The 25301-nt window shown below is 69.2% G+C and carries 27 protein-coding genes and 5 pseudogenes; 16 read left to right on the top strand and 16 right to left on the bottom strand.

The window, feature by feature from the left end; genetic code table 11:
- On the top strand, positions 1–819 hold the full coding sequence (locus tag QSK45_RS08205) for a transposase (protein ID WP_490993535.1): 819 nt from the start codon (positions 1–3) through the stop codon (positions 817–819).
- 413 nt (positions 820–1232) lie between these two features.
- Here QSK45_RS08205 and QSK45_RS08200 read toward each other — a convergent pair whose 3' ends face one another.
- From QSK45_RS08200 to QSK45_RS08185, 4 genes are all read right to left on the bottom strand, one after another.
- Positions 1233–2207 carry an alpha/beta hydrolase gene (locus tag QSK45_RS08200; RefSeq protein WP_285554729.1) on the bottom strand — a complete coding sequence of 325 codons (975 nt, stop codon included), beginning with the start codon at positions 2205–2207 and terminating at the stop codon, positions 1233–1235.
- Positions 2204–3067, bottom strand: a complete 864-nt coding sequence (locus QSK45_RS08195) for an LLM class flavin-dependent oxidoreductase (protein WP_285554727.1) — start codon at positions 3065–3067, stop codon at positions 2204–2206. Before QSK45_RS08195 ends, QSK45_RS08200 begins: the two co-directional genes overlap by 4 nt.
- Before the next feature lie 41 nt (positions 3068–3108).
- Positions 3109–4041, bottom strand: a complete 933-nt coding sequence (locus tag QSK45_RS08190; RefSeq protein WP_285554725.1) for an alpha/beta hydrolase family protein — start codon at positions 4039–4041, stop codon at positions 3109–3111.
- Positions 4042–4427: 386 nt separating this feature from the next.
- Positions 4428–5303 carry a cyclase family protein gene (locus QSK45_RS08185; RefSeq protein WP_285554722.1) on the bottom strand — a complete coding sequence of 292 codons (876 nt, stop codon included), beginning with the start codon at positions 5301–5303 and terminating at the stop codon, positions 4428–4430.
- A gap of 1360 nt (positions 5304–6663) precedes the next feature.
- Between QSK45_RS08185 and QSK45_RS08180 the strand changes: the two genes are divergently transcribed.
- Positions 6664–6828: a hypothetical protein gene (locus tag QSK45_RS08180; RefSeq protein WP_285554720.1), complete on the top strand. Its 165-nt coding sequence runs from the start codon at positions 6664–6666 to the stop codon at positions 6826–6828.
- Positions 6829–6847: 19 nt separating this feature from the next.
- Here the strand turns inward: QSK45_RS08180 and QSK45_RS08175 are convergent, their stop codons facing one another.
- The 3 genes from QSK45_RS08175 to QSK45_RS08165 all read right to left on the bottom strand — a co-directional run bounded on the left by QSK45_RS08175 (position 6848) and on the right by QSK45_RS08165 (position 9468).
- A complete protein-coding gene (locus tag QSK45_RS08175) occupies positions 6848–8254 on the bottom strand; it encodes an amidase (protein WP_285554719.1) in 1407 nt (468 codons plus the stop codon).
- Positions 8255–8339: 85 nt separating this feature from the next.
- A complete protein-coding gene (locus QSK45_RS08170) occupies positions 8340–8927 on the bottom strand; it encodes a TetR/AcrR family transcriptional regulator (protein WP_285554717.1) in 588 nt (195 codons plus the stop codon).
- A gap of 232 nt (positions 8928–9159) precedes the next feature.
- Positions 9160–9468 carry an acyl-CoA-like ligand-binding transcription factor gene (locus QSK45_RS08165; protein WP_490993519.1) on the bottom strand — a complete coding sequence of 103 codons (309 nt, stop codon included), beginning with the start codon at positions 9466–9468 and terminating at the stop codon, positions 9160–9162.
- Positions 9469–9503: 35 nt separating this feature from the next.
- Here QSK45_RS08165 and QSK45_RS08160 point away from each other — a divergent pair, with 35 nt between their 5' ends.
- Positions 9504–10004: a Rossmann-fold NAD(P)-binding domain-containing protein gene (locus tag QSK45_RS08160; protein WP_285554716.1), complete on the top strand. Its 501-nt coding sequence runs from the start codon at positions 9504–9506 to the stop codon at positions 10002–10004.
- Positions 9992–10393: a hypothetical protein gene (locus QSK45_RS08155; RefSeq protein ID WP_285554714.1), complete on the top strand. Its 402-nt coding sequence runs from the start codon at positions 9992–9994 to the stop codon at positions 10391–10393. The genes QSK45_RS08160 and QSK45_RS08155 overlap by 13 nt, the downstream gene beginning before the upstream one ends.
- 153 nt (positions 10394–10546) lie before the next feature.
- Here QSK45_RS08155 and QSK45_RS38345 read toward each other — a convergent pair whose 3' ends face one another.
- Complete coding sequence (locus QSK45_RS38345) at positions 10547–10921, bottom strand: hypothetical protein (RefSeq protein WP_490993518.1); 375 nt, start codon at positions 10919–10921, stop codon at positions 10547–10549.
- 74 nt (positions 10922–10995) lie between these two features.
- On the opposite strand from QSK45_RS38345, the gene QSK45_RS08145 reads away from it, so the two are divergent.
- Positions 10996–11592, top strand: a complete 597-nt coding sequence (locus QSK45_RS08145; RefSeq protein ID WP_285554713.1) for a TetR/AcrR family transcriptional regulator — start codon at positions 10996–10998, stop codon at positions 11590–11592.
- Positions 11593–11617: 25 nt separating this feature from the next.
- Positions 11618–12160: pseudogene (locus QSK45_RS08140) on the top strand (transposase); the annotation flags it as partial.
- A 114-nt stretch (positions 12161–12274) separates the two neighbouring features.
- Here the strand turns inward: QSK45_RS08140 and QSK45_RS08135 are convergent.
- A complete protein-coding gene (locus QSK45_RS08135; protein WP_285554711.1) occupies positions 12275–13132 on the bottom strand; it encodes a helix-turn-helix domain-containing protein in 858 nt (285 codons plus the stop codon).
- Between the two features lie 134 nt (positions 13133–13266).
- Between QSK45_RS08135 and QSK45_RS08130 the strand changes: the two genes are divergently transcribed.
- The gene (locus tag QSK45_RS08130; protein WP_285554709.1) at positions 13267–13962 is read left to right on the top strand and encodes an SDR family NAD(P)-dependent oxidoreductase; all 696 of its coding nucleotides are present in this window, start codon (positions 13267–13269) and stop codon (positions 13960–13962) included.
- 574 nt (positions 13963–14536) lie between these two features.
- Here the strand turns inward: QSK45_RS08130 and QSK45_RS08125 are convergent.
- The 4 genes from QSK45_RS08125 to QSK45_RS08110 all read right to left on the bottom strand — a co-directional run bounded on the left by QSK45_RS08125 (position 14537) and on the right by QSK45_RS08110 (position 16481).
- Positions 14537–14671 (bottom strand): hypothetical protein, encoded by a 135-nt coding sequence (locus QSK45_RS08125; RefSeq protein WP_285554707.1) that lies wholly within the window; start codon positions 14669–14671, stop codon positions 14537–14539.
- Between the two features lie 19 nt (positions 14672–14690).
- Complete coding sequence (locus QSK45_RS08120) at positions 14691–15113, bottom strand: nuclear transport factor 2 family protein (protein ID WP_285554705.1); 423 nt, start codon at positions 15111–15113, stop codon at positions 14691–14693.
- 153 nt (positions 15114–15266) lie between these two features.
- Positions 15267–15692 carry a RidA family protein gene (locus QSK45_RS08115; RefSeq protein WP_285554704.1) on the bottom strand — a complete coding sequence of 142 codons (426 nt, stop codon included), beginning with the start codon at positions 15690–15692 and terminating at the stop codon, positions 15267–15269.
- A 69-nt stretch (positions 15693–15761) separates the two neighbouring features.
- On the bottom strand, positions 15762–16481 hold the full coding sequence (locus QSK45_RS08110) for an HD domain-containing protein (RefSeq protein ID WP_285554703.1): 720 nt from the start codon (positions 16479–16481) through the stop codon (positions 15762–15764).
- Positions 16482–16551: 70 nt separating this feature from the next.
- Here QSK45_RS08110 and QSK45_RS08105 point away from each other — a divergent pair, with 70 nt between their 5' ends.
- Positions 16552–17514, top strand: coding sequence for a GlxA family transcriptional regulator (locus QSK45_RS08105; protein ID WP_285554701.1), 963 nt, complete (start codon positions 16552–16554; stop codon positions 17512–17514).
- Positions 17511–17885, top strand: coding sequence for an HNH endonuclease family protein (locus QSK45_RS08100; RefSeq protein WP_490993517.1), 375 nt, complete (start codon positions 17511–17513; stop codon positions 17883–17885). The genes QSK45_RS08105 and QSK45_RS08100 overlap by 4 nt, the downstream gene beginning before the upstream one ends.
- A gap of 20 nt (positions 17886–17905) precedes the next feature.
- Here QSK45_RS08100 and QSK45_RS38340 read toward each other — a convergent pair.
- Positions 17906–18536 (bottom strand): annotated as a pseudogene (locus QSK45_RS38340) (IS982 family transposase); the annotation flags it as partial.
- On the opposite strand from QSK45_RS38340, the pseudogene QSK45_RS08085 reads away from it, so the two are divergent.
- The 4 genes and pseudogenes from QSK45_RS08085 to QSK45_RS08070 all read left to right on the top strand — a co-directional run.
- Positions 18522–19079: pseudogene (locus tag QSK45_RS08085) on the top strand (hypothetical protein); the annotation flags it as partial. The pseudogenes QSK45_RS38340 and QSK45_RS08085 overlap by 15 nt on opposite strands.
- A gap of 37 nt (positions 19080–19116) precedes the next feature.
- Positions 19117–19998 (top strand): alpha/beta fold hydrolase, encoded by an 882-nt coding sequence (locus QSK45_RS08080; protein ID WP_285554697.1) that lies wholly within the window; start codon positions 19117–19119, stop codon positions 19996–19998.
- An 878-nt stretch (positions 19999–20876) separates the two neighbouring features.
- The gene (locus QSK45_RS38335; protein WP_490993516.1) at positions 20877–21254 is read left to right on the top strand and encodes a Mu transposase domain-containing protein; all 378 of its coding nucleotides are present in this window, start codon (positions 20877–20879) and stop codon (positions 21252–21254) included.
- Between the two features lie 261 nt (positions 21255–21515).
- Positions 21516–22122, top strand: a pseudogene (locus QSK45_RS08070) (ATP-binding protein); the annotation flags it as partial.
- A gap of 140 nt (positions 22123–22262) precedes the next feature.
- Here the strand turns inward: QSK45_RS08070 and QSK45_RS08065 are convergent.
- Positions 22263–22934 carry a hypothetical protein gene (locus QSK45_RS08065; RefSeq protein ID WP_285554694.1) on the bottom strand — a complete coding sequence of 224 codons (672 nt, stop codon included), beginning with the start codon at positions 22932–22934 and terminating at the stop codon, positions 22263–22265.
- Positions 22935–22967: 33 nt separating this feature from the next.
- On the opposite strand from QSK45_RS08065, the pseudogene QSK45_RS38330 reads away from it, so the two are divergent.
- A pseudogene (locus tag QSK45_RS38330) lies at positions 22968–23419 on the top strand (MarR family transcriptional regulator).
- Positions 23416–23781: a replication initiation protein, RepL2 gene (locus QSK45_RS08055; RefSeq protein ID WP_285554690.1), complete on the top strand. Its 366-nt coding sequence runs from the start codon at positions 23416–23418 to the stop codon at positions 23779–23781. Before QSK45_RS38330 ends, QSK45_RS08055 begins: the two are co-directional and overlap by 4 nt.
- Positions 23782–23841: 60 nt before the next feature.
- Here the strand turns inward: QSK45_RS08055 and QSK45_RS08050 are convergent, their stop codons facing one another.
- Positions 23842–24180: a hypothetical protein gene (locus QSK45_RS08050; RefSeq protein ID WP_285554689.1), complete on the bottom strand. Its 339-nt coding sequence runs from the start codon at positions 24178–24180 to the stop codon at positions 23842–23844.
- Positions 24181–24676: 496 nt separating this feature from the next.
- Between QSK45_RS08050 and QSK45_RS08045 the strand changes: the two genes are divergently transcribed.
- The gene (locus QSK45_RS08045) at positions 24677–25024 is read left to right on the top strand and encodes a hypothetical protein (RefSeq protein WP_285554686.1); all 348 of its coding nucleotides are present in this window, start codon (positions 24677–24679) and stop codon (positions 25022–25024) included.
- Positions 25025–25301 lie beyond the last annotated feature (277 nt).

Below are 25301 nucleotides of genomic sequence, written 5' to 3'. Positions count from 1 at the left end.
ATCAGCCCGAACGCTGCAGGCACCAGCTCTTTCGAGACGATCTCGCGAGCCGCACCAGCGAGGTCAGCAGTCACAGGGAGTAGCCACACCACAGAAGTTGGACCAGAACCAAAACTCAGCGACATCACTCTCCCGTGGACAAGGGCGCTCTCCACGCTGAGCTACAGGCGCTCTCGTAACTCACCAACAAAGCCACTCGCCCGGATCGAGGCGAACAAGCACAGCAAGGCGGCCGGAACCGTCAAGGCGTCACCGGCCCTGGTCCGTGTGATCGAGTACCGCGTCGACGGTCAGGCTGACATCGTCCGGCTGATCACCAGTCTCACCGACCACGGAAAGTACCCGGCCGCCGAACTGGCCGCGCTCTACGCCCGCCGCTGGGAGATCGAGCTGGTTTTCGACGAGATCAAGACCCACCAGCGCGGCAGACCGGTCCTGAGGTCGCAGACCCCGGACGGGGTGCGGCAGGAGATCTACGCGCACCTGATCGTCCACCATGCCACCCGGGACCTGCTGAACGAGGCCGCCAGGCTTCACCGGAGCACCGCCGAGCGGACCTCGTCCACCCGGGCTCTCCACGTCGTCCGCCGCACGGTGACCTCACCGAGCGGCTTTCCCCCCTCCGCCCGCAGACGGGACCGGCACCTCGGGCTCGCCGAGATCGGCCACAGCCTGTTACCCCGCCGCCGGTCCCGTGACTGCCCCCGCAAGATCCGCTCCTGCATCACCCCGTACGGCAGTAAGGCACCTGAAGAGCCCGCAAGCCACCGCCGCTCCCCGGTCGTCATCACCCTGAACCACCGATGGCACGACCACTAAAACGACGGCATTGTCATCCGTTCGACAGGGGGCAAAAGTCATGCCGGGCCCGGAGGCCAGCGGCCCTCTTGCAGGACCGCGAAAAACATAACGGGGGTGAGTGTGGTGGTGCCGTCGTCGAGGTAGGCGCGTTCGTGGACGCGGCCGGCTGGAAGAACGAGTGGGGAACGACGCCGTGACCGATGAGAGAGGCGGTGCGCATGCGGTGTCCCGCCGGGAAGGGGTGTCGGACACTCCGCGTTCCGCCCGCCCCGTGGTTGTCCGGCAGGCCCGTCCGGGCGCGGCTTGCGCGGGTGCCGGGTTGTCGTACGCGGAGGCTGCCGCGGCGGGGACGGGGTGTGCCCTGTGTCCGCGGGCCGCGGAGTGGACCACCACCAGGGGCGGGATGGGGGCGCGGCGAGGGGGACGCCCTGTCACTCGCCGTTGGTCCGGCCGAGGAGCCGGCGCATCCAGGCGGCCCGGGTAGCGGACGCGGTCCGCGACAGGGCGGCCTGCGGGGCCATCGCGTCGAATCCGTGGAAGCCGCCCGGCCACAGGTGCAGTTCGCACTGGACACCGGCCTGCACCAGCCGGGCGGCGTAGTCGACGGCCTCGTCGCGGAAGGTCTCCACCGAGCCGACGTCGACGAACGCGGTGGGCAGGCCGGCCAGGTCCGTCGCCCTGGCCGGTGCCGCGTAGACGCTGACGTCGTCGCCGCCTCTGCGCGCGCCGAGCAGCGCGTTCCACCCGGTCTCGTTGCTGGTGGCGTCCCAGATGCCCTCGCCTTCCAGTTCCCGGCTGCTCGGTGTCAGGAGCCGGTCGTCGAGCATCGGGCACATCAGCATCTGAGCCAGCAGCTCAGGACCGCCGCGGTCGCGGGCGAGCAGGGCCACACCGGCGGCAAGTCCCCCGCCGGCGCTCGTACCGGCGACGACGACGCGGCCGGCGTCACCGCCGAATTCGGCGGTGTGCTGGTGTAGCCACAGCAGGCCCGCGTAGCAGTCCTCGATCGGAGCAGGGTCGGGATGTTCCGGCGCCAGCCGGTAGTCCACCGACGCCACGACCGCGCCGTTGTCGATGGCCCAGTCCAGCACATTGCCGAGGCCGGTCCGGTTGTTGCCGATGATCATGCCGCCGCCGTGCATGTAGTAGATGACGGGCGCCTGGGGCGCCAGCCCGGCGGGCCGGAGGACGAGCATCGGGACCTCGGGGGCGCCTGCGGGCCCCGGGGCGGAGAACTCCCGCAGTTCCACGGTGCCGTCGTGTGTCAACTCCTCGTCCAGGACGGCGAACGCGGGGTTGGCCCGCAGCGCCCCGATGTCCCCGGGGGTGACGGTCGGCGACACGTGCTGCTGCACCACCGCCAGCACCGGGGCGAGTTCGGGATCGATCGGCGGATGTGTGGTCAACGTGGGCTCCTCGGTGCGGGGTTGCTTGTGCCGGTGAAGGTGTCGGCGACCCAGCGCGCCACCCCCGCCGGATAGGGCGCGCTCAGCCCGAGCACGATGTGGTCGAACCCGCCGTCGAGCGCCTCGCGGGCGGCCTGGCGGGTGTCGTCGGGCCGGTCGTAGGAGACGGGCAGGACGATGGACCGGGTGATCTCGGCGGGGTCCCGGCCGATCTCGGCGCACAGCCGGTCCAGCCTGGCGCTGACCTCGATCGCGTGGTCGATGCTGCCGCCGGGCATGTTCCACCGGTCCGCGTGTTCGGCGACGACCCGCAGCGTCCGGGTGGCCTGGCCGCCGATCACCAGCGGCGGATGGGGCCGCTGCACGGGCCTCGGGGCGCAGAAAGCGCCCGCGAGTCGGTAGTGGTCGCCCGGGAAGTCGAACGGCTCGGTGGCGGTCCACAGCCGTCGGATGAGGGCGCATGCCTCGGCGAGAGCGCCGACCGCGTGGGCGGCGTCGTGGTAGGGCAGGCCGTGAGCGTCGTACTCACGCCGGGCCCAGGGCACGTCGGTGCGTGAGCCCGCGCCGATGCCGAACTCCAGCCGGCCGCCGGAGACGACGTCGACCGTGGCGGCGATCTTGGCCAGCACGGCCGGCGGACGGAACCGGTTGCTCGTGACCATCACGCCGAGACGCAGCCGCTCGGTCCGGGCCGCCAGCGCGGACAGCAGCGTCCACGCCTCGAAAGTGGGACCGTTCGGGTCGCCGCCGAGCGGCATGAGGTGGTCGAACAGCCAGGCGTGCTCGATCTGCGGGATGCCGTCAGCTTCGCGCCAGACCCGCAGCAGGTCCGCATAGCCGACCTGGGACGGCGGGGTCATGATGCCGAAGCTGGGCCGGCGGGCCGGCCGGGGGGAGCCGGTCACTTCGAGTCGATCCTGCCCAGCGGCTCGGCGGCCGCGGCGAGGGCCTCCCGGGCAGCGGGCCACGCCTGGGCGTCCAGGCCGAGAGCCGTGCGCAGATAGGCCAGGGTGGCCTGCTGGACGAGTGCGACGCGCTCGGGGTTCTCGTCGGTGGTGCGGGTGTCGAAGGCGCCCTGGATGCCGCCGAGGCCGTGCTCGGCGCCGAAGAGGGTGAGCAGATCGGTGGTCCCGGGGCTGAGGTGGTAGCCGTCGGTGAACCAGTCCGGGCCGCGCACCGTCAGCGGGGACTGGTCCCGGTCGCCGGCCACGATCAGACTCGGGGCCTTGAGCTCGGAGAAGTCCGGGCTCATGAAGGGGAAGTACTGGGCGGCCAGCGGGGACAGGTCGTCGCCCCCGGTGCCGGGCAGGCACAGCAGGACCGCGGCCCGCACCCGCGGGTCGGCCATGCTCTCGCCGGGTCTGCCGTCGGCGTCCACGACCCGCGCGCCGACCAGGGTGCTCGCCGACTGGGCGCCCCAGGAGTGTCCCGCGACGGCGACGCGGTCGCGGTCGATGCGGCCGACGAGGCCGGGTACCTCGGCCTCGATGGTGTCCAGGTGGTCCAGGACGCCGGTCAGATCGTCGGCGCGGATGCGCCACACCCGTGGAGTGCGCGGGTCGTCCGGGGCGAGGCCGAGGGAGTCGAGGTGGGTGGGCTGGACGACGATGAAGCCGTGCGCGGCCCAGTGCGCGGCCAGCGGTGTGTAGTCGTCCATGGTCAGCGTCGCGCCGTGGGAAAGGACGACGACCGGCAGGCCGCTCCCGGTCGTCGGCGCGGTGACACGCACCTGGAGGTCCTGGCCGCGGCCGGGAGCGGGGAGGGTGACGGGCCGCACCGAGAGGACTGGGGCGATCGCGTGGGGTTGCGGGGCCGGTGAGAACGAGGCACTCATCGTGATGACCTTCCTGACGCGGGCATGGGCGCCCGAGGATGGCGACCGTCTGACAGGGTGAAACGGAACGTTGCTCCGCAAAAAACAATACGGAGCAACGTTCCGTTTCGCAAGCCGGGAACCGTGGAGCAGGGTGGAGACCCCCTTTGCTCGGCCGTCGGGGCGCCGTGGCCGACCTGCTGGGAGTTCGGCGGTGCGGGGACCGGGGGTTGGTGACTCTGTCGCGGGGATCCGTCGTTGACCAGGTGCGGGCGGGTGCTGGATCTGCCTTGCGCTTGACGGATCGGGTGGCGCTTGGGAGGGGCACCGTCGGGATGGGCGGCAGCGCGGTGACCCGGCGCCGGAATCCGGGCAGTCCTGCCGGGAGCACGTCCGGGCGGTGTCCGTCAGAAGACGGCCAGCGGGTTGACGGGGACGCCGGTCAGGCCGTGGATGCGCGGGGGCGCCACCACGAACAGGAAGGTGTGACGATTCACCTCCCGGCAGACGGCGGCAAGTTCCTCCACCTCCGCGACATCGATCAGGGGCATGCCCAGCAGCGGCAGAGCGACGCGGTGCAGCGGGGCGGGAACGGCCGTCTCCAGGGGCGGGTGGGCGTCGCCGAGGTCACCGGCGTACAGGGACACCCCGCGCCGGTGCATCCACCGCACCGCGTCCAGTGTGACGCCCGGCAGCGGCTTCTCGAAGTCGACGACACCGGCCCACCCGCAGCGCAGCACCATGGCGTCCCCGGATTCCAGCCGTACGCCCTGGCGGGCCTCGGCCGCCTCGAAGTCCTCCGGGGTGATCGGGTGTGCGGCGGGCAGCGGTCCGTCGGGCGCGAGGTCGAGCAGGACGCCCCGGGTGGAGATCCCGGCGGCGAACGCCGCCGTGGATCCGTGCCGCACCCCGGCCGGTGTCACGCTCTCGGCGACGGGACGCCCCGGGTAGACCTTGCCGTCCAGGACCTGGTGGCTTAGTGCGTCGATGTGGGTCGAGCTCACGTGATGGTTGGTCACCAGGATCATGTCCACGGTCGCGGGCACGTCACCGGCGTACTGCATGATCTGCTGGACCGGCGAGCTGTCGCGGGCGAGGGGTGCGAAGGGCCCGCTGACGAAGGGCGTCGGCTGGATCGGACGGGCCAGCGACACCGCCCGTCCGGTACGAGCCTCCGCGGCACCCCTGGCCCTGGCCTCCTCGGTGATCAGATTGAGCGTGCCCAGCTCGTCGTCCGTGCCCCAGCGGCCCCAGTTGCTCGGCAGTTCCTCGTTCTCGGCCATGTCGGCGGCGTCCTCTCTGCTGTGCGGTCTTGGTGGTGGGGTCGGACGAGAGCCGGCCGCCGCATCCGCAGGCGCGCGGCGGGCGGCGGGCGGACGTACGCGCGGGGGCCGAGCGCTCCGGTCAGGCTCCCGCCGGGACGCGACGGGCCGCCCTGTGCGCCGAGGACGGCCGGGCGTCGCGATGTCGAGCCGAGTCGCTCGGGCCCGGTCGAGCCGGGCTCGGCCGCGGTAGCGCGGGTCCCATGCCCGTTCGGTGAGGCGGGCGGGCCCCACGGAAAACGCAAATCGGAGCGCCGCTCCGGATCACGTTACGGATCATCGTTCCGTTTCACAAGGGACCGCCCACCCAGACCGCAGTCGATCAGACCCAATGCCGTTGCCCGAGAGGTGCACGTAGTTCCTCTCCCAGGCGCGGTGGCCTCCGGGGTGCTGGTTCGTTGGCACGGACATGCATCCATGGACCGGGGTATCCGATGAAGTCCGGCTCGGGTTGCTCGCCGAGTGGATCGTTCCTGAGCCGGTGGACGAGGTGCTGACCGCGTGTGGTCGGCTGGATGCCAGCCGCGTCCCCTGTCGAGCCGGTTCATGGTCTGCTTCGTGCTTGCTCTGGCGGTGTTCCAGCAGGACTCCCAGGGCCCCGACCAAGTTCTCCGCGACATCGTCGTAGGAGATGGACCAGCCGGTCCCGGACAAGTCGTCGTTCACCAGGGCCCGGCAGCAGCTACCACTGCGGCGCACACCTCCCGGCAGAGACCGCTGAGCACGTCCTCGCCCATGCCCGACCGCCACGCCGGCGGCCTCTCGCCGTGCCCCGCGCCCAAGCCGCCCGATCCCACGGCGGCAGCCGTCTCACCACCGGATGGCACGGGCACCGGCGTATTCACCGTGCTCTCCTCGGCCAGCACCGACACGAGCTCCTCACGCCCCACCCCGGGCCCGCTCGACTCGCTCCCGCGCGGCGTCCACCTCCGCCTGAGCCTGCTCCAGGACCCCAGATCCTGCCTCGCCCGCGCCTCACGCTGTTCCATCAACCCCAGCACCGACGGCATCGCGACCTCCTCGAACTACAACGAGCCGCCCGCTGCCTGCCCCTACCCCTCCGCGATCATGCCCCGCACACGAAGCAGCCCCTGGTCATCGAACAGGGACTTCCTGTGCCGCAACGCACTGAGGCGCTCAGTGGCTCGGGTCCCGGGCAGGACGGCGCAGGGCGGTCCGGTGCGGCGGGCTGTGCGTCGCCGTGCCTGCCGCAGGATCGTGAAGAGTTCGTCCCGGCCGGTCTCATCGGTGATCCCGGTCGGTGCTGAAGCGGGTTGCCGGCCTCGATCGGTCGAGTGGCGATTCGCGCGTCGGTCGAGACGTGGGCGCCGACCGCGCCTACCGCCTGCTCGTCCTCGCCGACGTCTGGGACGACCCCGACCCGCCGCTCCACCGCACCCTGATCGACTCGGTCCTGCTCATGCAGGCCGACATCCTGGACCTCGCCGCCTTCGAGTCCGCCGCTGGCGCGGTGTCCACTCGCTGACCAGGTGCTGACCCGGACCTCAGAGGGTGGGGTGCTGGTCGCGGACAGGACTGAGCGACTCCAGCAGCGACGCGATGTGCAGGAGGGTCGACTCGGCGTGCCAGTTGGCTGCCAGTTGTACGCCGATGGGCAGGCCGTCGCTGCTGGTGCCGAACCGCATGGACAGGGCCGGGAGACCGGTCAGGTTGAACGGGATGGTCGCTGTCTGGATGTGGGTGGCGTCCACCGTCTGGCCGTTGATGGTGAACCGGGTGAGCCCGTGTTCGTGGGCGGGGATGGGCAGGACCGGGAGGAGGAGTGCGTCGTACCGCTGGAAGAACTCGGTGAAGGCGTCCCGGAGACGCTCGATGCCCTGTTCGGCCAGGACGTAGTTTTCCACGGAGGTGTCGGGCCCGGCGAGCATGGACGTGGAGACCTTGGCCATCTGGTCCTCGTGACCATTGGTGACGTCCCGGAAGGCCGGCTTCACCTCCATGACGTGCTGCCGGTTGAAGAGGTCGAGAGGGTTGTCCCGCTCGAGCGCCGGGATGCTCACCTCTTCGACCTGGACCCCGGTGCCCTTGAGGGCTTCGGCCGCCGACCGCACGGTGGCGGCGACCTGCGGGTCGATCGGGCCGAGTCCCGAGTCGACCAGCCAGCCCACGCGCACGGGCCGGTCCGGCGACGTGCCCAGTCCGGTGTCGAATGCACGCGGGACGGTGGCGAATCCGTCGGCGCCGTCAGGGCCGGAGAGCACCGAGTAGGCCAGTGCGAGGTCGCGGACGGCGCGGGCCATCGGGCCGACGTGCCAGTCACGGCGCGGCACCCGCGGCCAGACCCCGGTCATCGGGATGCGCCCGTGCGTTGCCTTGAGGGCGACGATGCCGGTGTGCGCGGCCGGCCCGCGCACCGAGATGGCCAGGTCGCTGCCGAGCCCGAGCGGCGACATGCCGGCCGCGATCGCCGCCGATTCCCCGCCACTGGAACCGCCGGACGTGCGGTCGAGGTCCCAGGGGTTGTTCGTCCTGCCCGTGAGGAGGTTGTCGGACTCGGTCGAGTACGAGAACTCCGGGAGATTGGTCTTCGCCAGGAGGATGCCGCCCGCGTGCTTCATACGGGCCACGCTGGTGGCGTCCGTGTCCGGGACGCGGCCCGCGAAGATCGGGGAACCGCGCTGGGTCAGCACCCCGGCGGTGTCGAACGAGTCCTTGACCGTGAACGGCACGCCGTGCAGCGGTCCGACCTCCACGCCGGCCGCCACTGCAGCGTCTGCGGCCTTCGCGGACTCAAGAGCCCCGTCGGCGAGCGTGACGATGGCATTGACCTTCGGGTTGGTGGCCTCGATGCGATCGAGGTGCGCCCGCACCACCTCGACGGAAGAGACCTCTCTGGTGCGGATGAGCTCGGCGAGTTCGCTTGCGTCGGAGTAGATGAGGTCGGTGGTCACGGTGATGGCCTCCTGTTTTAGACCGGTCTACTAGTCGATGGGACCCGCCGCTTGGACCGGTGCGTCGCAGGCGGTAGGGGGCTTGTCAGGTGTGGAGGACCTGGCGAGTGACAGTCATGGCCCGGTCGAGATGGTGCGCACTGCGATGAATCTTCGCCATCATGCTCGCCCCGAGCCACAGGTCGTAGAGAGCCTCGGCCGTCATGCGAGGGCTTTCGCCGACGGACACGGACCCGTCCGTGATGCCGTCGCTGATCATCTGCTCCAGGCGGTCGACGATCGCGGTGGTCCCGGCTTTCGTCGCCGCTCTCATCACTTCGGAGAGGTCGGAAACCTCCGCGCCGAGCTTGACGACCAGGCATCCGCCCTGGCAGTCGTCCGCGGCCTGCGTGTCGTAGAACCGCTGCCAGTAGCTCATCAGGTGCTCGGCGGAGCTCTTGCCCTTGTCGGCGAGGATGCCGTCCATGGTCGCGAGGTAGTCGTCGAAGTAGCTCTTCATCATCGCCTCGCCGAAGGCGTCCTTGGAGGCGAAGTAGTGGTAGAACGACCCCTTTGGGACACCGGCCGCGGCGAGGACCTCATTGATGCCGACTGCGGCGTAGCCCTTCGCGGCCACGATCCGTCGGGCGGCCTCCAGGAGGCTCTGGCGCGTCTCCACCTTGGTGACTGACATGTGTAGACCGTAGCAACAGATTAGACCGGTCGTCTAGAGCGCTGAAGTCGCTCCATGAAGAGCTGCTGCTGTTCGGGAGCGGGGGCTCGTCCCTCTGTCGAGATCGCCCGGATGCGGCATACGCCGTGCTCATGCCATAACCCGGCCGAACCCCGAGCGCCTGACCGGCGGCGATGCCCTCATGACGCGACAAGGAGCGATCACAAGACCGGCGGAACGCCGGATCCCGCTCCTAGGCGTCGGAGCCGAATACCCGCTTGAGCTCGTCGAGTGTCTCGTCGACGAGTTGGGGCAGCTCCCGGTCCGGGTGCTCGCCCCAGTACTCGAACGCGACCCTGAACGCGGCGAGCGCGGCCTCCGCGGTCACGCGCGCGACACGCTCCTCGGTCCCGCGTTCGCTCAGCGCGTCGGTGACGGTCTTGGCGACCGAGGCGAACGCCATCAGTTCGCGTTCGCGCAGTTCAGGGGTGGTGTTTATCAGTTTTCGCCGATCCCGCGCCTCGTCGCGGCGCAGTTGCAGAACGGCAGCCGCGATGTTCATCCCAGAGGCGGCGGCCTTGACCGCGGGCGCCCCTCGTGAAGGACCTGCTGGACAACGGGCACGAGGTGCTCGGCATGGCCCGCACGGACGACGGTGCCGCGAGGCTGGCGGCGGCGGGCGCCGCGGTGCACCGGGGCAGCCTGGCGGACCTCGACAGCCTGCGGAAGGGCGCGGCCCAGGCGGACGGTGTGATCCACCTGGCTTACCTGCACGGCATGGGGCACATGCCGTTCGGCACCAGGCTCGGGATCCTGCTGGGCGGCAGCCCGCGCGGGATCACCGGCCGGTTCGCGGCGGCGGGGGCGGGTGCGGACCGCAAGGCGATCGACACGTTCGGGTCCGTCCTCGCGGCCACCGGCGGACCTCTCGTCGTGGCGTTCCCGACAATGACGCTCGCATCCGGCTCCCTCGTCACCGAGCGCGAGGCGCCGGACCCGACCTCGCCCGGCGCGGCCCGCATCGGCTCCGAGACGGCGACACTGGCCCTGGCCTCGACCTGGTCCGGACACTCACGGAACGGGCCGTGGCCGAGATGACGGCCGTACTCGACGAAGTCGACGCCTCCGGCGCGGAAGCGGACGCGACATGGGTCGAATTCGTCGCCCGCGTCTGGCCGGTGGCGCACCGGTACCGAGTGCTGTTGGCGCTGCGCCGTGGCGAGTACGGGGAGGCGATCCACGGTCTGCTCGGGCCGGTCGACGAACTCCTCGCCGACCTCGTGAGACGGGGCCAGGACGGCGGCGTGTTCGCACAGCACCTGCCGGCGGGCCTTCTGAGCCAGGTCGCCTACGGCGTCGTGTTCGCCATCGCGGACAGCGACCGGTCGAACGGGGCCCATGGCGCCCGAGCGGCGACGATCACGAGCCTGCTGATGCTGGGAGTTCCCGAGACGCGCGCCCTCGCTCTCGTGGGCGACCGGCCCTGACCCGCGGCACGTGAGCGGAGCCGCAGATCGTCCTGCTCCGGACACGACCCGGCACCGCACCCCACCGGGAATCCGGTGAGAACAACGTGATCGCGACGATGCCGACGGGCCTCCGCCGAGGGTGTCCGCCGCTCGGCCCGGATTGCGCTCGTTTCACCGGTGACGGCGGTGTTCTGCCGCTCGGCGGGGCCCGTTCGGGTCGCCGCCGAGCGGCATGAGGTGGTCGGAAAGCCAGGCGGGCTCGATCTGCGGGATGCCGTCCGCCTCGTGCCGGACCCGCAGGACGTCGGGGAAGGTGACCCGCGCCGGGTCGGAGAAGACGACGACGGGCAGATTGCGGTCGGTCGTCGGCGCCGTGACCCGTACCTGCAGGTCCTGGCCGCGGTCCGGGGCGGCCAGCGCGATCGGGCTGACAGAGACCACCGGGGTGGTGAAGCCGTTGCCGCCGGCGGCCGACGTGGTGTCACTGGTGAGTGAATGCCCCTTCTCGGACAAGCCCAGTGGGCCGTGCTGTGCGGTGTCTGGCATCATTGGCAATCGGAGCACCGCTCCGGATCACGATACGGAGCAGCGCTCCGATTTGCAACTGGGAGATGCTCACGATGTCCACGGCCGACACGCCGCCAGCGCCTTCAGGCCGCCAGCGATCCGACGTCCGCCGAAACGAGCAGAAACTCCTGGACGCGGCCGCGGCCGTGTTCGTCCGTATGGGGATCGACGCTCCCGTGCGGGAGATCGCCGCCGAATCGGGCCTCGGCATGGGCACCATCTACCGCCACTTCCCCACCCGGGCGGACTTGGTGGTCGCGGTCTTCCGACACCAGCTCGACGCGCTCGCCGTTGCCGCCGACAATCCCGCTGCCGCCGACACGCCCTATGAGGTCTTGCGGCGGTGGGTTCACCGGTTCGCCGACTTCCTGGTCACCAAGCACGGCCTCGCCGAGGCGCTGCACTCGGACCAGGCCGGATTCGAGGCCCTGCACAACGAGTTCGTCGAACGCCTGCTGCCCGTGCTCGACCAGCTGTTGAAAGCCTCTGCCTCCGCCGGCTGCACACGGGCCGACGTACGGGCCTACGACTTCATGCTCGCCATCGGCAACCTGTGCATCGGAGTCGAAACTTTCCCCGACTACCAGGCCCGCCGCATGATCGACCTGCTGCTCGCCGGCCTCACCCAGACCGCCCCGGCACCGAGCTGACTTAGCGTCAGCGCGGATCGGCGCGGTGGTGCACCTCGTGCTCGACCGGATCGCCGTCGATGGCTACGTCACCAAGGCACCAGGGGGCGGTGAGGTCGCCGGACGTTCACATGTCGACCGTGGCAAACAGGGGCTCAAACGCTCAGGCATGACGGATGGTTACGGAATTCGGCTGGGCCGCGTGCTGGCCGGAGCCAACCGTCACGACTCCCCGCTCCTCGCCTCGGCTCTGGACTGTCTGGACGACCTGGGACTTCTGCCGGACGACGTCACCGTGCACCTGGACGCCTGCTACGACTCTGGCAAGACCCGCGCCCTGCTCGACGAGCGTGGCCTGCACGGCCGCATCGCGCACAAGGGCGAGAGAGCACCGATCCAGGCAAGTCAGAGGTGGCATGTCGAAGGACCCACGCCTGGCAGAACGCCTTCTACCGCCTCGCCCGCTGCTACGAGCGCCGGGCGACTGCCATCGACGCCCTCTTCGACCTGGCCGACACCATCATCACCGTTCGTAGCCTGATTCGAGGGGCATAGGACCACCCACCGCTGGGACGATCGCCCGATCCGCTGCCGATCAGAGCGCGCCAGTCTGGGGACCCCTCGTCGGCGTTGGCGGCGAGAGGTCGTCGGTGGTCGGTACGCCGGGCTGCGGGCCATGGGGGTCGAGTGCGTCCGCCGACTGCTATCCCGGGGTGCCGTCTTCGGTCATGGTCTGGATACCGATGACGCTGAGGAGCCCGAGCCGGTCGGCGGCGTCGCTGCCAGGAGCGGCGGTATAGGCGACGATGCGCAGATCGCTGCCGGGAGCCGTCAGCACGTCACAGTCGAAGGTGATTGCGCCGACATCGGGGTGATGGACGGTCTTGGTGTCCGACTCATGGACGCCCACGACGCCCGTGTCCCACAGGCGTACGAAGTCGGTGCTGACCCCCCGCAGGTCTTTGATCAGGGAGCGCAGGCCGGCATCGGCGGGGTAGCGGGCGGTCGCCGCCCGGAGATCTCCGACCACGGCCGCCTCGAACAGGGCCTCCTGCTCGGGGGTGTGGCTGACCCGGCTGGGCAGACCGGCGAAGTGCCGCCAGACGATGTTCCGCTCGCGTCCGCGCAGCGCGGACAGGTCTCCGAACAGGGCCGCCCACAAGGGGTTCCACAGAATCAGGTTCCAGGCGGCGTCATGCACGCTCAGCGGTGAGCCGTCCAGCTGGTCGAGCAGCCTTCGGACCCCCGGTGGGACGTGGGCCGACAGTTGCCCGGGACCCGGCGCCGGCTGGCCGCCGAGGAGGTACAGGTATTCGCGCTCGGCTGCCGACAGCCGCAGGGCACGGGCCAGCGCGGACAGGACCTGCGCCGACGGGGAAGTGGCCCGGCCCTGTTCCAGGCGGGTGATGTAGTCCACCGAGAGGCCGGCGAGCTGGGCCAGTTCCTCGCGGCGCAGTCCGGCGGCACGACGTGTCCCGCCCGCGGGCAGTCCGACCGTGGCAGGGGCGATCCGGTCCCGCCAGCCATGCAGGGCTCTGCCCAGTTCCCTGGATCTGCTCACCGTCCCAGTATCGCGCCGCCGCGCCTGGACAGCCTGGTACTGCTGGTCCACTGGCTGAGGCGGGCACTGCCTGTTCGTCTGCGGTGCGCCGACGGTGGAGACATCACCGACCCACCGATCACCGGAGTGAGCACATGACCACCACATTGATCACTGGAGCGAACAAGGGCCTCGGTTTCGAGGCGGCTCGTCGTCTGATCGAGGCCGGGCACACCGTCTATGTCGGGGCACGCGATGCCCACCGCGGTCGAACGGCGGCCGAGATGCTCGGCGCCCGCTTCGTTCAACTCGATGTCACCGAGGAGGATTCTGTGAAGTCTGCAGCCGAATTCCTCCGCGCGCACGCGGGCCGTCTCGACGTCCTGGTCAACAATGCCGGGATCGTGGGCGCGCGCAAGCCGGTCGGCGAGGTCACCGGGGCCGACATGCTGACCACGTACGACACGAACGTCTTCGGCGTCGTGCGGGTCACGCACGCCTTCCTGCCGCTGTTGGAAGCAAGCGACGCCCCGGTCGTCGTCAACGTCAGCAGCGGTCTGGGCTCGCTGGCGGCATGCGCCGACCCGAGCCGGGTGGAGTTCCAGGTGACACTGCTGGACTACAACTCGTCCAAGACCGCGCTGGTCATGGTCACCTCGCAGTACGCCAAGGCGTTCCCCACCGTCCGGTTCAACGCCGTCGACCCCGGCTACACCGCCACCGACCTCAACGGCCACCAGGGCACCCAAACCATCGAAGAGGGCGCGGAGATCGTCGTCCGCATGGCCTCGATCGGCGCCGACGGCCCGACCGGCGGCTTCTTCGACAAGTCCGGCCCGGTCGTCTGGTAGCGGTCCGGTCGCTGGCGATGGCAGCCAGCGGGTCGTGTCGTCCGCTGGATGCCCAGGAAACAGCGCGGCAGATTGGTCCCAGAGCGGCTCGATCAGCCACGATGGCAGTACAGCGCAGATATCCCCGGTGCTCACCGAGCGTTGCAACTCCAGGATCACCAAGATCTGTGCTGGCTTCGCTGACGGGGCGCCCCGCGCCCATCTGCGCGACCTCTTGGCGTCAGCGCTGCTCGCACACCCGTGCGGGATCCAGCGGGTCACGAGCCGGCGCATCCCGGTGTTCGCGCATCACTTCTTCGTCCACGACATGAAACTGCTGCACACCAGCGAGATTCGGATCGTGAGGTCGAGATAACGGTGGCCATCGCCGACCGGATCACTTTCCGCTGCACGCTGATCCGGACCGGAACCGAGCCCTACCGCTTCCAGGCCACACAGGACTCCCTCTTCGCTGCTGCGGACTGACGTTTGTCGGCCTACGGGTGGAGGTCCCGCGACGTTCAGATGAACGTGCTCAGCGCCGAACGATATAGCGCGCTCGGGCTGTACGTGTCGGACAGCAACGGGTCACGGGTCACGGGTCAGGGATCCGGGCGCCGAAGTCCTCGACGCCGGTCAGGAAGTCGTCAAAGGCGACCCTTGTGCCGCGGCCGCCGTCCACCTCCGCGATGTCGTCCAGCATCGCCGCGACGTTCTCGTGCGCCCCCACCAGGTCACGGCCCTCATCGTCATTCGCCCTTCGTGTGCAGCTCCCACGGCTGCATGCCGAGGACATGCGCGATATTCCCCTGCATCTCGACAGCAGACGGCAACGGACGCCAGAGCACGGACAGTTCGATGATCCTGCCGTCCGTGTCGAACCGGGCGTAGTCCATCCCGTGGACCACGGTGTCCTCGATCTGCAGCCGGAAGAATGCGGACTGGTGGGCCTCGCCGCTGAGAACTTCCTCCGTGGTGAGGTCGCCCAGCGCGTAGACGGCCTGCAGAACTTCGGCGACGGCGTCGCGGCCGGTGACCGGCTCATCGAGGATTGGGCTGTTCAGCACCACCTTCTCGGCGAGGCACGAAGCGACGGCGTCCTTGCCTGCGCGGCCGTCCACGCACGCAAGGAGGGACTCGAAGGCGGTGCGTTGCTGAGCGGATGTGGTCATGGCTACTCCTTGATGTGCGAGACCAGCGGGAGCGGGCCGGTTTGCCGACCGGGTTCACCGCGGCTCGTGGTGGCGATGGGCCCGCGAGGCCGGCGGCATGCCTTGGTGCTCCCGTCGAAGGGGCGAGCGGTGGTGACCGCCCGATACGGGCGGCTACCGTGCGTCACTGTCCGGGTAGGCGGCGACGGCCCGCACCTCCAGGAGGAACCCGGGCCGGGCCAGCCCGCTGACCCCGATCATCGACCAGGCGGGAAACGGCTCCTTGACGAAGCGCTTCTTCGTCTCCAGGAAGCCCGTCAGGTGCTCCTGCATGTCCGGGTGGTAGCTGACGACCTCGACGAGGTCGGACATGGCCAGCCCCTCGATCCGAAGGACCTCCTCGGTGCGGCGCAGCACCCACTCGGTCTGTTCCTCGATGGTCTCAGGCAGGCTCCCGTCGGGCCGGTACCCGACCTGGCCCGCGATGAAGAGCAGGCCGCGGGCGCGGACCGCGGCCGAGTACTCGAACCGGGCGAACCCTCCGGTCGTCGCTCCGAAGACCTCGGAGTCCTCCGGGATGGTGACGGTGTACGTGCTCACTGGGGGGTGGTCCTTATGTCGTAGACGGGTTGCGGGGATTCCGCCCGCGGCGGTCGGTGCGGGTTCGGGTCAGCTGCCCCATCGGGAGGCGAGCGCGGCCTCTTCCATGCGGGTCCGTCGAGGCGGGTTGCCGCGCTCGCGGAGCAGTTCTCCGCCGACGGAGTAGCGCGGCCCGTTCGCGGGGTGCCTGGCCGCCTGGGTCGCCATCGCCTCCACGATCGAGCTGACCATCGACAGACGGGGATAGGCCTCGTGGATGGCGCGGGCCTCCTCTTCGGTCACGGCGTCCGGGACGGTTCCGGGGCCGATCACGCCCCCGAAGTCGACGCAGATCCCCTCCCGCAGGAGCAGGCTCAGCGCACCGCGGCGTTCTGCGATCTGGGGCGTGGTGTGCAGGGCGATGGCCTCCCACACGGCATCCACCTCGGCGGCGGGCAGCCCCTGTGCGGTGAGGAACTCCGCCGCCCGGTCGGCGCCCACCACCTCGAACCGCTGGGTGTGTTCCCCCTCCGGCGCCAGCCCGAGGTCATGGAGCACACAGGCGAGGAAGAGCAACCGTTCATCGTGATCACACCCGGCGGCCATCCCGAGGGTGCGGGCCACCAGCCGGGCGAACAGGTAGCTGCGGATGCTGTGGTTGGCGATGGACACCGGTTCAGCACCCATCGCGAGGCTCAGCGCGGCGCGGGCCAGCGGGGTGTCGGGCAAGGACAGGATGTCCTCGCCGCCCGTGTCACACCTCTCGTCGGGGGTCGGCGCGGACGCTGGCTGCGGAGCGGTTCTGGTCATGCCCCAAGCGTCTTCGCACCGCCCGGTCGCCGCGAGTGGCAGAAGTGCCTATCTTCGTTAGAATACTGCCATGTCCGTTCACCGAGTCGTCGTGCTCGCGCTGGCGGGGATGGCCCCTCTCGACCTGGCCATCCCGCTGCAGATCTTCGCCCCGCGCGCGGAGACCCCGTACGAGATCTCCGTGTGCGGACCCGACAGTCCCATAGCCACGAACAGCGGCTTCGCGATGGCCGTCACGAACGGACTGGAAACCCTCGACGCCGCCGACACGCTGATCGTGCCGGGATTCGCCCCAGGCGTACTGCCGCGGCCGTTCCCGCAGGCGGTGCTCGACGCGCTGGTCACGGCCCACGGCCGGGGGCGGCGCGTGGTGTCCATCTGTACCGGTGCCTTCGTGCTGGCCGCGGCCGGCCTGCTCGACGGACTACACGCCACCACGCACTGGCAGTACACCAACGAACTCGAACGCGAACACCCTGCCGTGCACGTCGACCGTGACGTCCTCTACGTCGACGAGGGCGACATCCTGACCTCGGCCGGGGTGTGCTGCGGCATCGACCTGTGCCTGCACATCGTCCGGCGTGACCTGGGGGCCGCGGTGGCCAACCAGATCGCCCGGGGCATCGTCGCCGCTCCCCACCGGGAGGGAGGCCAGACCCAGTACGTACCCGCGCCCGTCGCGGACGCCGGCGACACGGCCCTGGCCGACACTCGGGCCTGGGCGCTGGAACGCCTGGGGGAGCCGCTCACCGTGCCCCAGCTGTCCCGGCGCGCCGGTATGTCCGAACGTTCCTTCATGCGCCGGTTCGCCGAGGAGACGGGCACGACGCCCATGCAGTGGCTGATGGCCGCCCGGATGGGGCTGGCACGCGAACTGCTGGAGGCCACGGACCACTCCGTCGACGTGGTCGCCCGCGACTCGGGCCTGGGCTCGGCCGCCAACCTGCGGCTGCATTTCCGGCGCACACTCAACACCACGCCCACCGCGTACCGGCGGGCCTTCAGCCGCCGTGTCCCACCCGCCCGCACATGACGGCCGCTTACGACGACCGCTACATCACCGGCCCCCGGGGCCTGGACATCGACCACCTGGTCCCGCTCGCCGAGGCATGGGACTCGGGCGCCTACGCCTGGACCGCGGCCGTGCGGGAGGCCTACGCCAACGACCTCGGGGACCAGCGCGCGTTGATCGCGGTGTCGGCTGCCTCCAACCGGTCGAAGGCGGACCAGGACCCCACCACGTGGCTGCCCCCGGCTGCCGGCTACCGGTGCACGTACGTGACCGACTGGGTGGCGGACAAGACCCGCTGGGGTCTGACCATCGACGATGCTGAGCACCATGCGTTGGCCGGCCAGCTCAGCCAGTGCCCCAACACCCCGATCACCGTGACCCTGGCCCGCTAGATGAGTAGTTCCGATGTGGTTCAGTGGTCGTAGGCGGTCAGGGAGCGGGTGATAGGTGCGCCGATGGTGCGGTTGTGCCAGATTGCGCAGGTCATCGCCAGGATCCGTTGGGCGACTCGGACACCGACGCCTTCGATGGTGCGTCCGCCGTGTTGTTCCAGGTCGAGCTGGCCCTTGAGCGTGTCGTTGACCGACTCGATCAGCTGGCGCACCGTCTTGAGCAGGGCTTCTCCCGGCCTTGGGGTGCCGCGGTTGCGTAGGAGGGCCGTAGCAGGCTGATGCCGCGGGCAGCCAGGAAGCGGTCGAGTTCGGCGGCGATGTAGCCCTTGTCGGCCAGGATGAGCAGGCCGGGCCGGTCGGCGGCCAGGTGCGGTTCGTTGTCGATCAGGGCGGCCGGCACCTGCCGCTCGTCGATCTTGGGATCGGCCAGGGCCCAGGTGACCGGCAGGCCGGCCGGGGTGCACACCAGGTGCAGCTTCAGGCCCCAGTAGACAGGCCCCAGTAGAAGCGTGAGTGGGAACGGCAGTAGCCGTAGCCTGCGCATCCGGCCAGGTCGGAGCGCTTGACGGTCTCACGTGAACGGGCGCATTCGACGGGCGTGGAGTCCACGATCCACACATCGTCCAGCCACAGGTCGCAGTCCTCGGCCAGCCACCCCTGACCGCACCCCGGCACCTGCTGACCTGGCGCCCCGACCCGGCCGTCGGTGAAGCCGCCACGTATGTCCCCGAAGTACAGGACTACTACGCCGCACCCCGCACCCTCGTCGAGGATCTGCCGCCCGCCACCACATCCGGCCCGCTCTCCGCCCGTACCGTCACCGCGCCGGTCGCCGACGGGACCCGCACCGCCCGCATCGAGGTCACCCACGACGGCACCACCGCCCACGTCGACCTCGGCCAAGCCCTGCGCGGCCACCGCTTCACCCAGCGTGAGGACCCCGCCGCAGGCGACGCATCCGGCACCGCCGCCTGGTCCGCGCTGCGCGCGCCGGGACTGGTGTGGACGCAGAGCGGCGACGTCACCCTGGACGCCACCGGCCAGGACGACCTCGTCGTACTGGCCCTGCTCGGCCGGCTCTACCCGGAGAACGTCACCCTGCGCCCCGCCGGCCGTTCCGCTGCCCGGACAACCGCGGACGGCACCGGACCGAGCCGCCTGGTGACCCTCGTCGACCCCGTGCAAGCCCACTGACACCCGCATCGCGACGTACACCAAGAAGGTTGAAAACATGATGCTCGACCATGACGGATCGCCCGTCCGCACGGGCCGAGCCGCCGTGAACGGAACGAGTCTGCACTACCGCACAGCCGGGTCCGGCCCCGCGGTGGTGCTCCTACACGGCGTGCCCAAGACCAGCTACCACTGGCGCCACCTCGTCCCGAAGCTGACGCCCAACTACACCGTCGTCGTCCCGGACCTTCGCGGTCTCGGCGACTCCGCCCGCCCGTCGGACGGCTACGACTCCGCGACCATGAGCGACGACATCGCCGAGCTGATGAACCACCTCGGACACCAGACATACGCCGTGGCGGGCGAGGACTGGGGAGCGGTGATCGGCTACCAACTCGCCGCCCGCCACCGCGACCACGTCACCGCTCTCGTGTTCGCCGAGGCCCTGTTCCCCGGATTCGGCTTCGAGGACCACACGGCCCTCACCCCCGAGAACATCTCCAGCGGCATGCACCTGTGGCACCTGGGCTTCTACTTCCAGCCGGACATACCCGAGATGCTGATCGCCGGACACGAGCGCGAGCTGATCACCTACATGATCAAGTACGAGCGCAGCCGGCCCGACAGCGCCACCCCCGACGCGGTCGACGAATACGTGCGCTGCTACTCCATGCCCGGCGGAATCCGCGCGATGCTCTCTATCTACCGGGCCATGCTCGTCGACGCCGAACAGAACCGGCAGACCGCACAGAAGAAACTGGACATCCCGGTCCTGGCCCTCGGCGGATCCGCGTTCATCGGCGACCGCAACGAGTCCCAGATGCGGCTCATGGCCCACGACGTCACCGGACACATCTTCGACGCCGGACACGACCTCGCAGAGGAAGTACCCGACGAGATGGCCGACGTCCTCCTGCCGTTCCTGGCCACGCACCGGTAACCGCCAGCCGGCCGCCGAGGTCGGCGATCTGAAGCGGCCCGGCACGGCGAGGGCCTCGTGCCTGAAACGAACGATCCGGTTCCGCACAGCCACGAGGCCCCCTCGACCCCACCAGCGCCCGGCAGGCGCTCTCCAAGCACTCCTCAGCGAGACACCACAGGCCGGCTCGTCACCGTCTTCGCCCTCGCGTACGGGCTGCAATCGCGACGACGTCCACCGCCACTCTCCCCACCTCTCGGCGCCAGGCCCGGCCATCCCGCCACGCCGGTCACCGAGCGGACGGTGCCGGGCGAGGGTGATCGACGCGTTCGCGCCGCTGGTCGACTCGATGCTGCGGGCGGAGATCCTTATGAAGGCCCCGGTGATCCACGAGCGGCTGGTCAGCGAGTATGGGTTCACCGGCAACTACCAGCGGACCAAGCTCTACGTCCAGCAAGCCCGGCCCCCGCATTGCCGAGGAGCTCGGCATCACCCCGAAGGAGCTGGCGGGCATGCACCGCCGGTTCGAGGTGATCCCGGGCGCCCAGGCCCAGGTGGACTGGGTGATGAGGGCAAAATCCCCGCCCACATGGGCATCGCGAAGGTCTACTCCTTCCACATGACACTGTCGTACTCCCGCGACCCTTTCTGCTGCTTCACCACGAGCCAGGACCTGCAGACCTTCTTCGACTGCCATCGGCGGGCGTTCGCGGACTTCGGCGGTGTGCCGATGACGATCGTCTTACGACCGCACCAAAACGGTCGTCCGCCGGCACGTCGCCTCCGGCGAGGCGGTTCCCCTGCATCCGGAGGCGGTCGGCTTCGCCGGCCACTACGACGTCGACATCGACGTCCTGGCCGCCTACCGGCCCACCGGCAAAGGCCGCGTCGAACGCCAGGTGCTGATCGTCCGCGATCACGTCCTGTCCGGCCGGGCCTTCTCCTCCGTCGAGGAGATGAACGCCGCCTTCACCGCCTGGGTGCCCCAGCGGCGGTCGCAGATCCACAAGACGCACCGGGAGGTCATCGGCGAGCGGGCGGCCCGCGACCATGCGGCCCTCAGGCCGCTGCCGCCGACTCCGTATCTGGTGGCCGAGCGGCATCTGCGGCCGGTGGGCAAGGACTGTCTGGTCGCGTTCGGCGGCAACCTCTACTCGGTGCCCGCCCGTCGCGTCCGCCCACGCCAACTGGTGGAGATCAGGGCCACGAAGTCGCAGGTCATGTTGCACTCCACCGACCAAGGAGCCGACAGCGAGACGCTCTTGGCCGTCCACTGACGAGCCGTCGGCCGCGGCGTCCGCGTCGTCGAGGAGACGCACCGGGACGGACTGCCCACCGGCCAAGGCCGCCGGACCACCACCGGCGACGCCCTGCCCCGCCCCGCCGCGAGCGGTGCGGAAAGGAATTCGGCCCGCTCAAGGCACTGCTGAACCGGGCCGAGGCCACTCGCGTTGAGGTCGGCCGCCGCCCGCTATCGGTCGATGACGAGCTGACCGGCCCCGCCCCTTCACCACCAACTTCCCGACGAAGGAGTCATCTTGAACGAGCTGACCGGCAACCGCATCCGCACCACGGCCGGCAAGCTCGGCCTGCCCCACCTGGCGGAGACCATCAACGAGTACACCCGCCGGGCGGACGAGGCGAAGATGGGCTACCTCGACTTCCTCGACCTGGTCCTGCCCGAGGAACTCGCCGTCCGCGACGACCGGCGCTTCCGCCAGGGCCTGCGGCTGTCCAAGCTGCCGCACCACAAGACGCTCGACGAGTACGACTTCTCGTTCCAGCCCGAGCTCGACCCGCGCAAGGTCAAGGACCTCACCACCCTGTCCTTCGTCGACGCCAAGGCCAACGCCGCCCTGCTCGGGCCCCCCGGGGTCGGGAAGACGCACATCGCCGTTGCCCTCACGGTCGCGGCCTGCCGGGCCGGCTACTCGATCCACTTCACCAGCCTCGACGACATGGTCCGCAGCCTCAGAGCCGCCGAGGCCGCCGGACGGCTGGTCAACAACCTCGGCACCTACCTGCGGCCGAGCGTCCTCGTGGTCGATGAGGTCGGCTACCAGCCCTCGAACGCTCTGAAGCGAACCTGGTCTTCCAGGTGATCTCGAAGCTTACGAGAAGGGCTCGATCATCCCGACCTCGAACGCGCCTACCGGCGCAAGAAGGAAAAGCTCGCGGCCACCGCCTGACCAGTCCAACTTCGCTGTCAGAGGACACGACGAAGTCTCTCAAGGAGCTCTGACAGGCGCGCTCCGCACCCGCGCAGCATTCCCGGCAGGTTCAGGTCAGGGAGCCGAGCCCGTTGTGATGGCATAGCCGATCGCGGCGGCTGCGTCGGCAATGCCCGCCAGGGATGCCTTGTCGTTCAAAGCGGTGACCACCTCTTGGGTCAGCGGGCGAAGGGCATATACGTGGCGCACCGCGTGGATGTCGACCGGGATCTCGTAGTAGTCCTCCGCGAACTTCTGGAATGCCTCCGGTGATGCGTCGACCAGCAGGTGGAACAGCCAACCCGAGCCGTCAGGGTCGGCGTTGTCTTCAGGGAAGTCGATCTCTCCGGCCTGCCAGTGCTCGCTTCCCTCCTCACGCCATATGCAGGCCGTCACCCTGGGCATTCCGTCGTCTGTGAAGGCCGGCTCTTCGACGCAGCTGCGGAACACCTCGGGGACCGAGTCCACTACGCCTGGCCAGGGCGCGTCGTCGACATATGGGCTCATCGCCGACTCGTGGTCGAAGCCTCGAACATACGCGCCGGCCGGAGAGAAGATGACGTCGAACTCGTCCCCCGAGCCGTTACGCATGGAGGCGATCTCCTCCGTCTCGGACCAGGCCCGGCTGAATGAGTAGTAGCGCTCACCGTCAGGGTTCAGCACAGTCTCCAGCATGGCTATCGACCGACACCGGTCCCGCAGCGTCGGGATGTCAGGAAGAGCCTCGGCAACATCGTGAACAGTCATGCGGCCTATCCAAACGCACGCCACTGACAACAGATCGCGCGTTCGCCCAGCGGCAGACCTCGCGACTCAGCCGAGGCCATCCCCTATGCGCCCTACGCCTTCTCGGACGAGCACATCCAGGTCGACAAGGCCAGGGTCGAGGCGATCACTGAGAGCAAGGAATTCACCCCGAGCCAGAAGCACATGGTCCTGTGGTGGATCGGGGTCTCTCCCCAGGGCATGGCGCCGTTGAGGGCAACCGGCGCGGACATCGCCAAGAAGGTCGGGATGACCGCTGACGCCGTCGGAAAAAATAACCGGAAGCTCCTCAAGCTGCGCATTCTGATCGAGCGCGGTTTTATCGGCAAGTACCGGCTCTACCGGATCAGCCCGTACATTGCCTTCCACGGGACTGGGATCGAGCAACGGGAGCGGTCAAGACGTGCAACCCGCCGGACATCCCCGGCTTCGACAACACGACCCCTTTGCTGTGGGAGGTCCAGTGAACAACGACGACAAGCAGAAGCTCCTGGACGTCCTGCACCGCACCGCCGGCATGACCGCCAACCAGCGCCTGATCGTCATGCTCTACGCCATGCACCCCGCGGACCGGGCAAGCGCAGTCATCGAGACCGGCGCCAAGCTCGCCGAGCTTGTCGGCATGTCCCCCACCGTGTTCTCCCGCACCCGACGCCAGGTCGTGGAAGCCGGATGGCTTGAAGAATCCGAGCGGCTCGCACACATCAGCTACTACAGGCTCAGTACGAAGAGCACCGGCGAGGACGTCGTCGTACCTCTGCGTCGGGCAACCTTAACGGCTTCGAAGATCAGGGCTCATGTACGTGAGGTCAATGAGTACCGATCCTGAGTCGGTACTCATTGACCTCACGTACATGAGCCCTCTGTGTTCCGGTCAGGGCAGGCTCATTCAGGTGTTTGACCAGACCTTCTCCGACGTCGAGCGCTGAGTATGACGAAGGTGATCAAGCAACAAGGCGCGCAGTTGGGGCACCGGAGCACCAGCGCCCGGAGCCTCGAGCAACCAGGAACACCCCATGAGATCAAGGCACTTGGCGGGAGAGAAAGAGGCCAACTCGGTCGATACCGTACGAGTCGTCGTAGTCGAGCAGCAGATACCCGGCAAGCTGCCCAGGTCGGCACTCCCGGCGAACACCGGCCCGCACACCCGCTGCTCGTCCGGCAACCGCCGAAATGGCGCGAATGGTTGCTCACCGAGTTCCATCTGCTCGGCGATGTCCTCCAACACGTGCGTCGGCACCGCAGCGGTCAGGTGGTCCAGGGTAGTGCGCGCATCGGCAAGAGTGAGCAGGTTCCGGCGCCTGGAGAAGACACCATTGCGATAAGAGCCCCGTCACAACCCCTTGTCAAGGTCGGCTACCGCACCGACCGCCACCGCAATTCTCCTCGGCCATGCTCGCTACCGCTGCGGATAGGTCTCTCTGCACGCTGCTCCCTCGATCACCGCCCACCGAGGGCGGCCCCTCGCGAAGGAGCCAACGCGATCAACACGCACCTACACAGGGAGATAGCCTGCGGCTCTGCGGTTCCGGTGGGGAGCTGTGTTCGAGTACCGGTCAGGGATGTGGCACGTCCGTGCTTCGGATGCGCATGCCCGCGGCCGAGGGAAGAGGGAGAAGATGGCGCAAGGGGTTCCTTCGGCGCGGCGTTCCGCGGGCACCGCGACCGCGGTGGACGTGCTACTGCGATGGACGTGGATCCGTCGGCGCTCGCCTTCTCAGGACATGGAGGACTTCAGGAACGGGCAGCCGTTGCAGGTCGTCGGATTCACCAAGAGCATTGGCGGAGCGGTGATGACGTCGATCGGCCAGGGCACGAAGATCGCTCGTACCAGGAGCGGATTCCTGCGGTGCGCCTTGGGAGAGGCGCCGGTCTGGACTGACCGGACAGGCGAAAAGAAGAGCACTCCACTGAGACCTCCTTTCGCGTTGAAGCCTGTCGAGGGCAAGGTGCCCATGGCGCCGAAGTTCGAGCGCTACGAGTTGACCACTGCGGACGGGACCTACGACTTGGCGGTGCCGAAGAAGGACGCGGACCTCGTGCGATACGTCTTCGGGCAGACAGGGGACTGAGAGCCCTGCCCGATCGGCTGCCCGGTTCCGACATTGGGCCGGCACCGGAACAGGGCAGCCGATCGATCGAGGGCCCACTCCGCCGCGCTGGCGGCCATTTTCCCGGTTGCGCCTAAAGGGTGTTGCGCAAGGCCGTGAGCTGGGCATCTCCTAAGCGATGTCCCGTAATTGACCTTGGATCTGCTTGCTGACCTGTGGCGTTCGTCGCTCAACCTGCGAGGGTGAGGTTGTGGAGGCGGGAGATGCCGAGCATGGCGTGGTGAACGCCGTCGCCCTT

Source organism: Streptomyces hygroscopicus subsp. hygroscopicus (assembly GCF_030269125.1).
In the GTDB taxonomy this organism is placed as follows: domain Bacteria; phylum Actinomycetota; class Actinomycetes; order Streptomycetales; family Streptomycetaceae; genus Streptomyces; species Streptomyces hygroscopicus_C.
The sequence above is the reverse complement of the archived record's forward strand: the minus strand, read 5'-3'. Positions and strand labels throughout refer to the sequence as shown.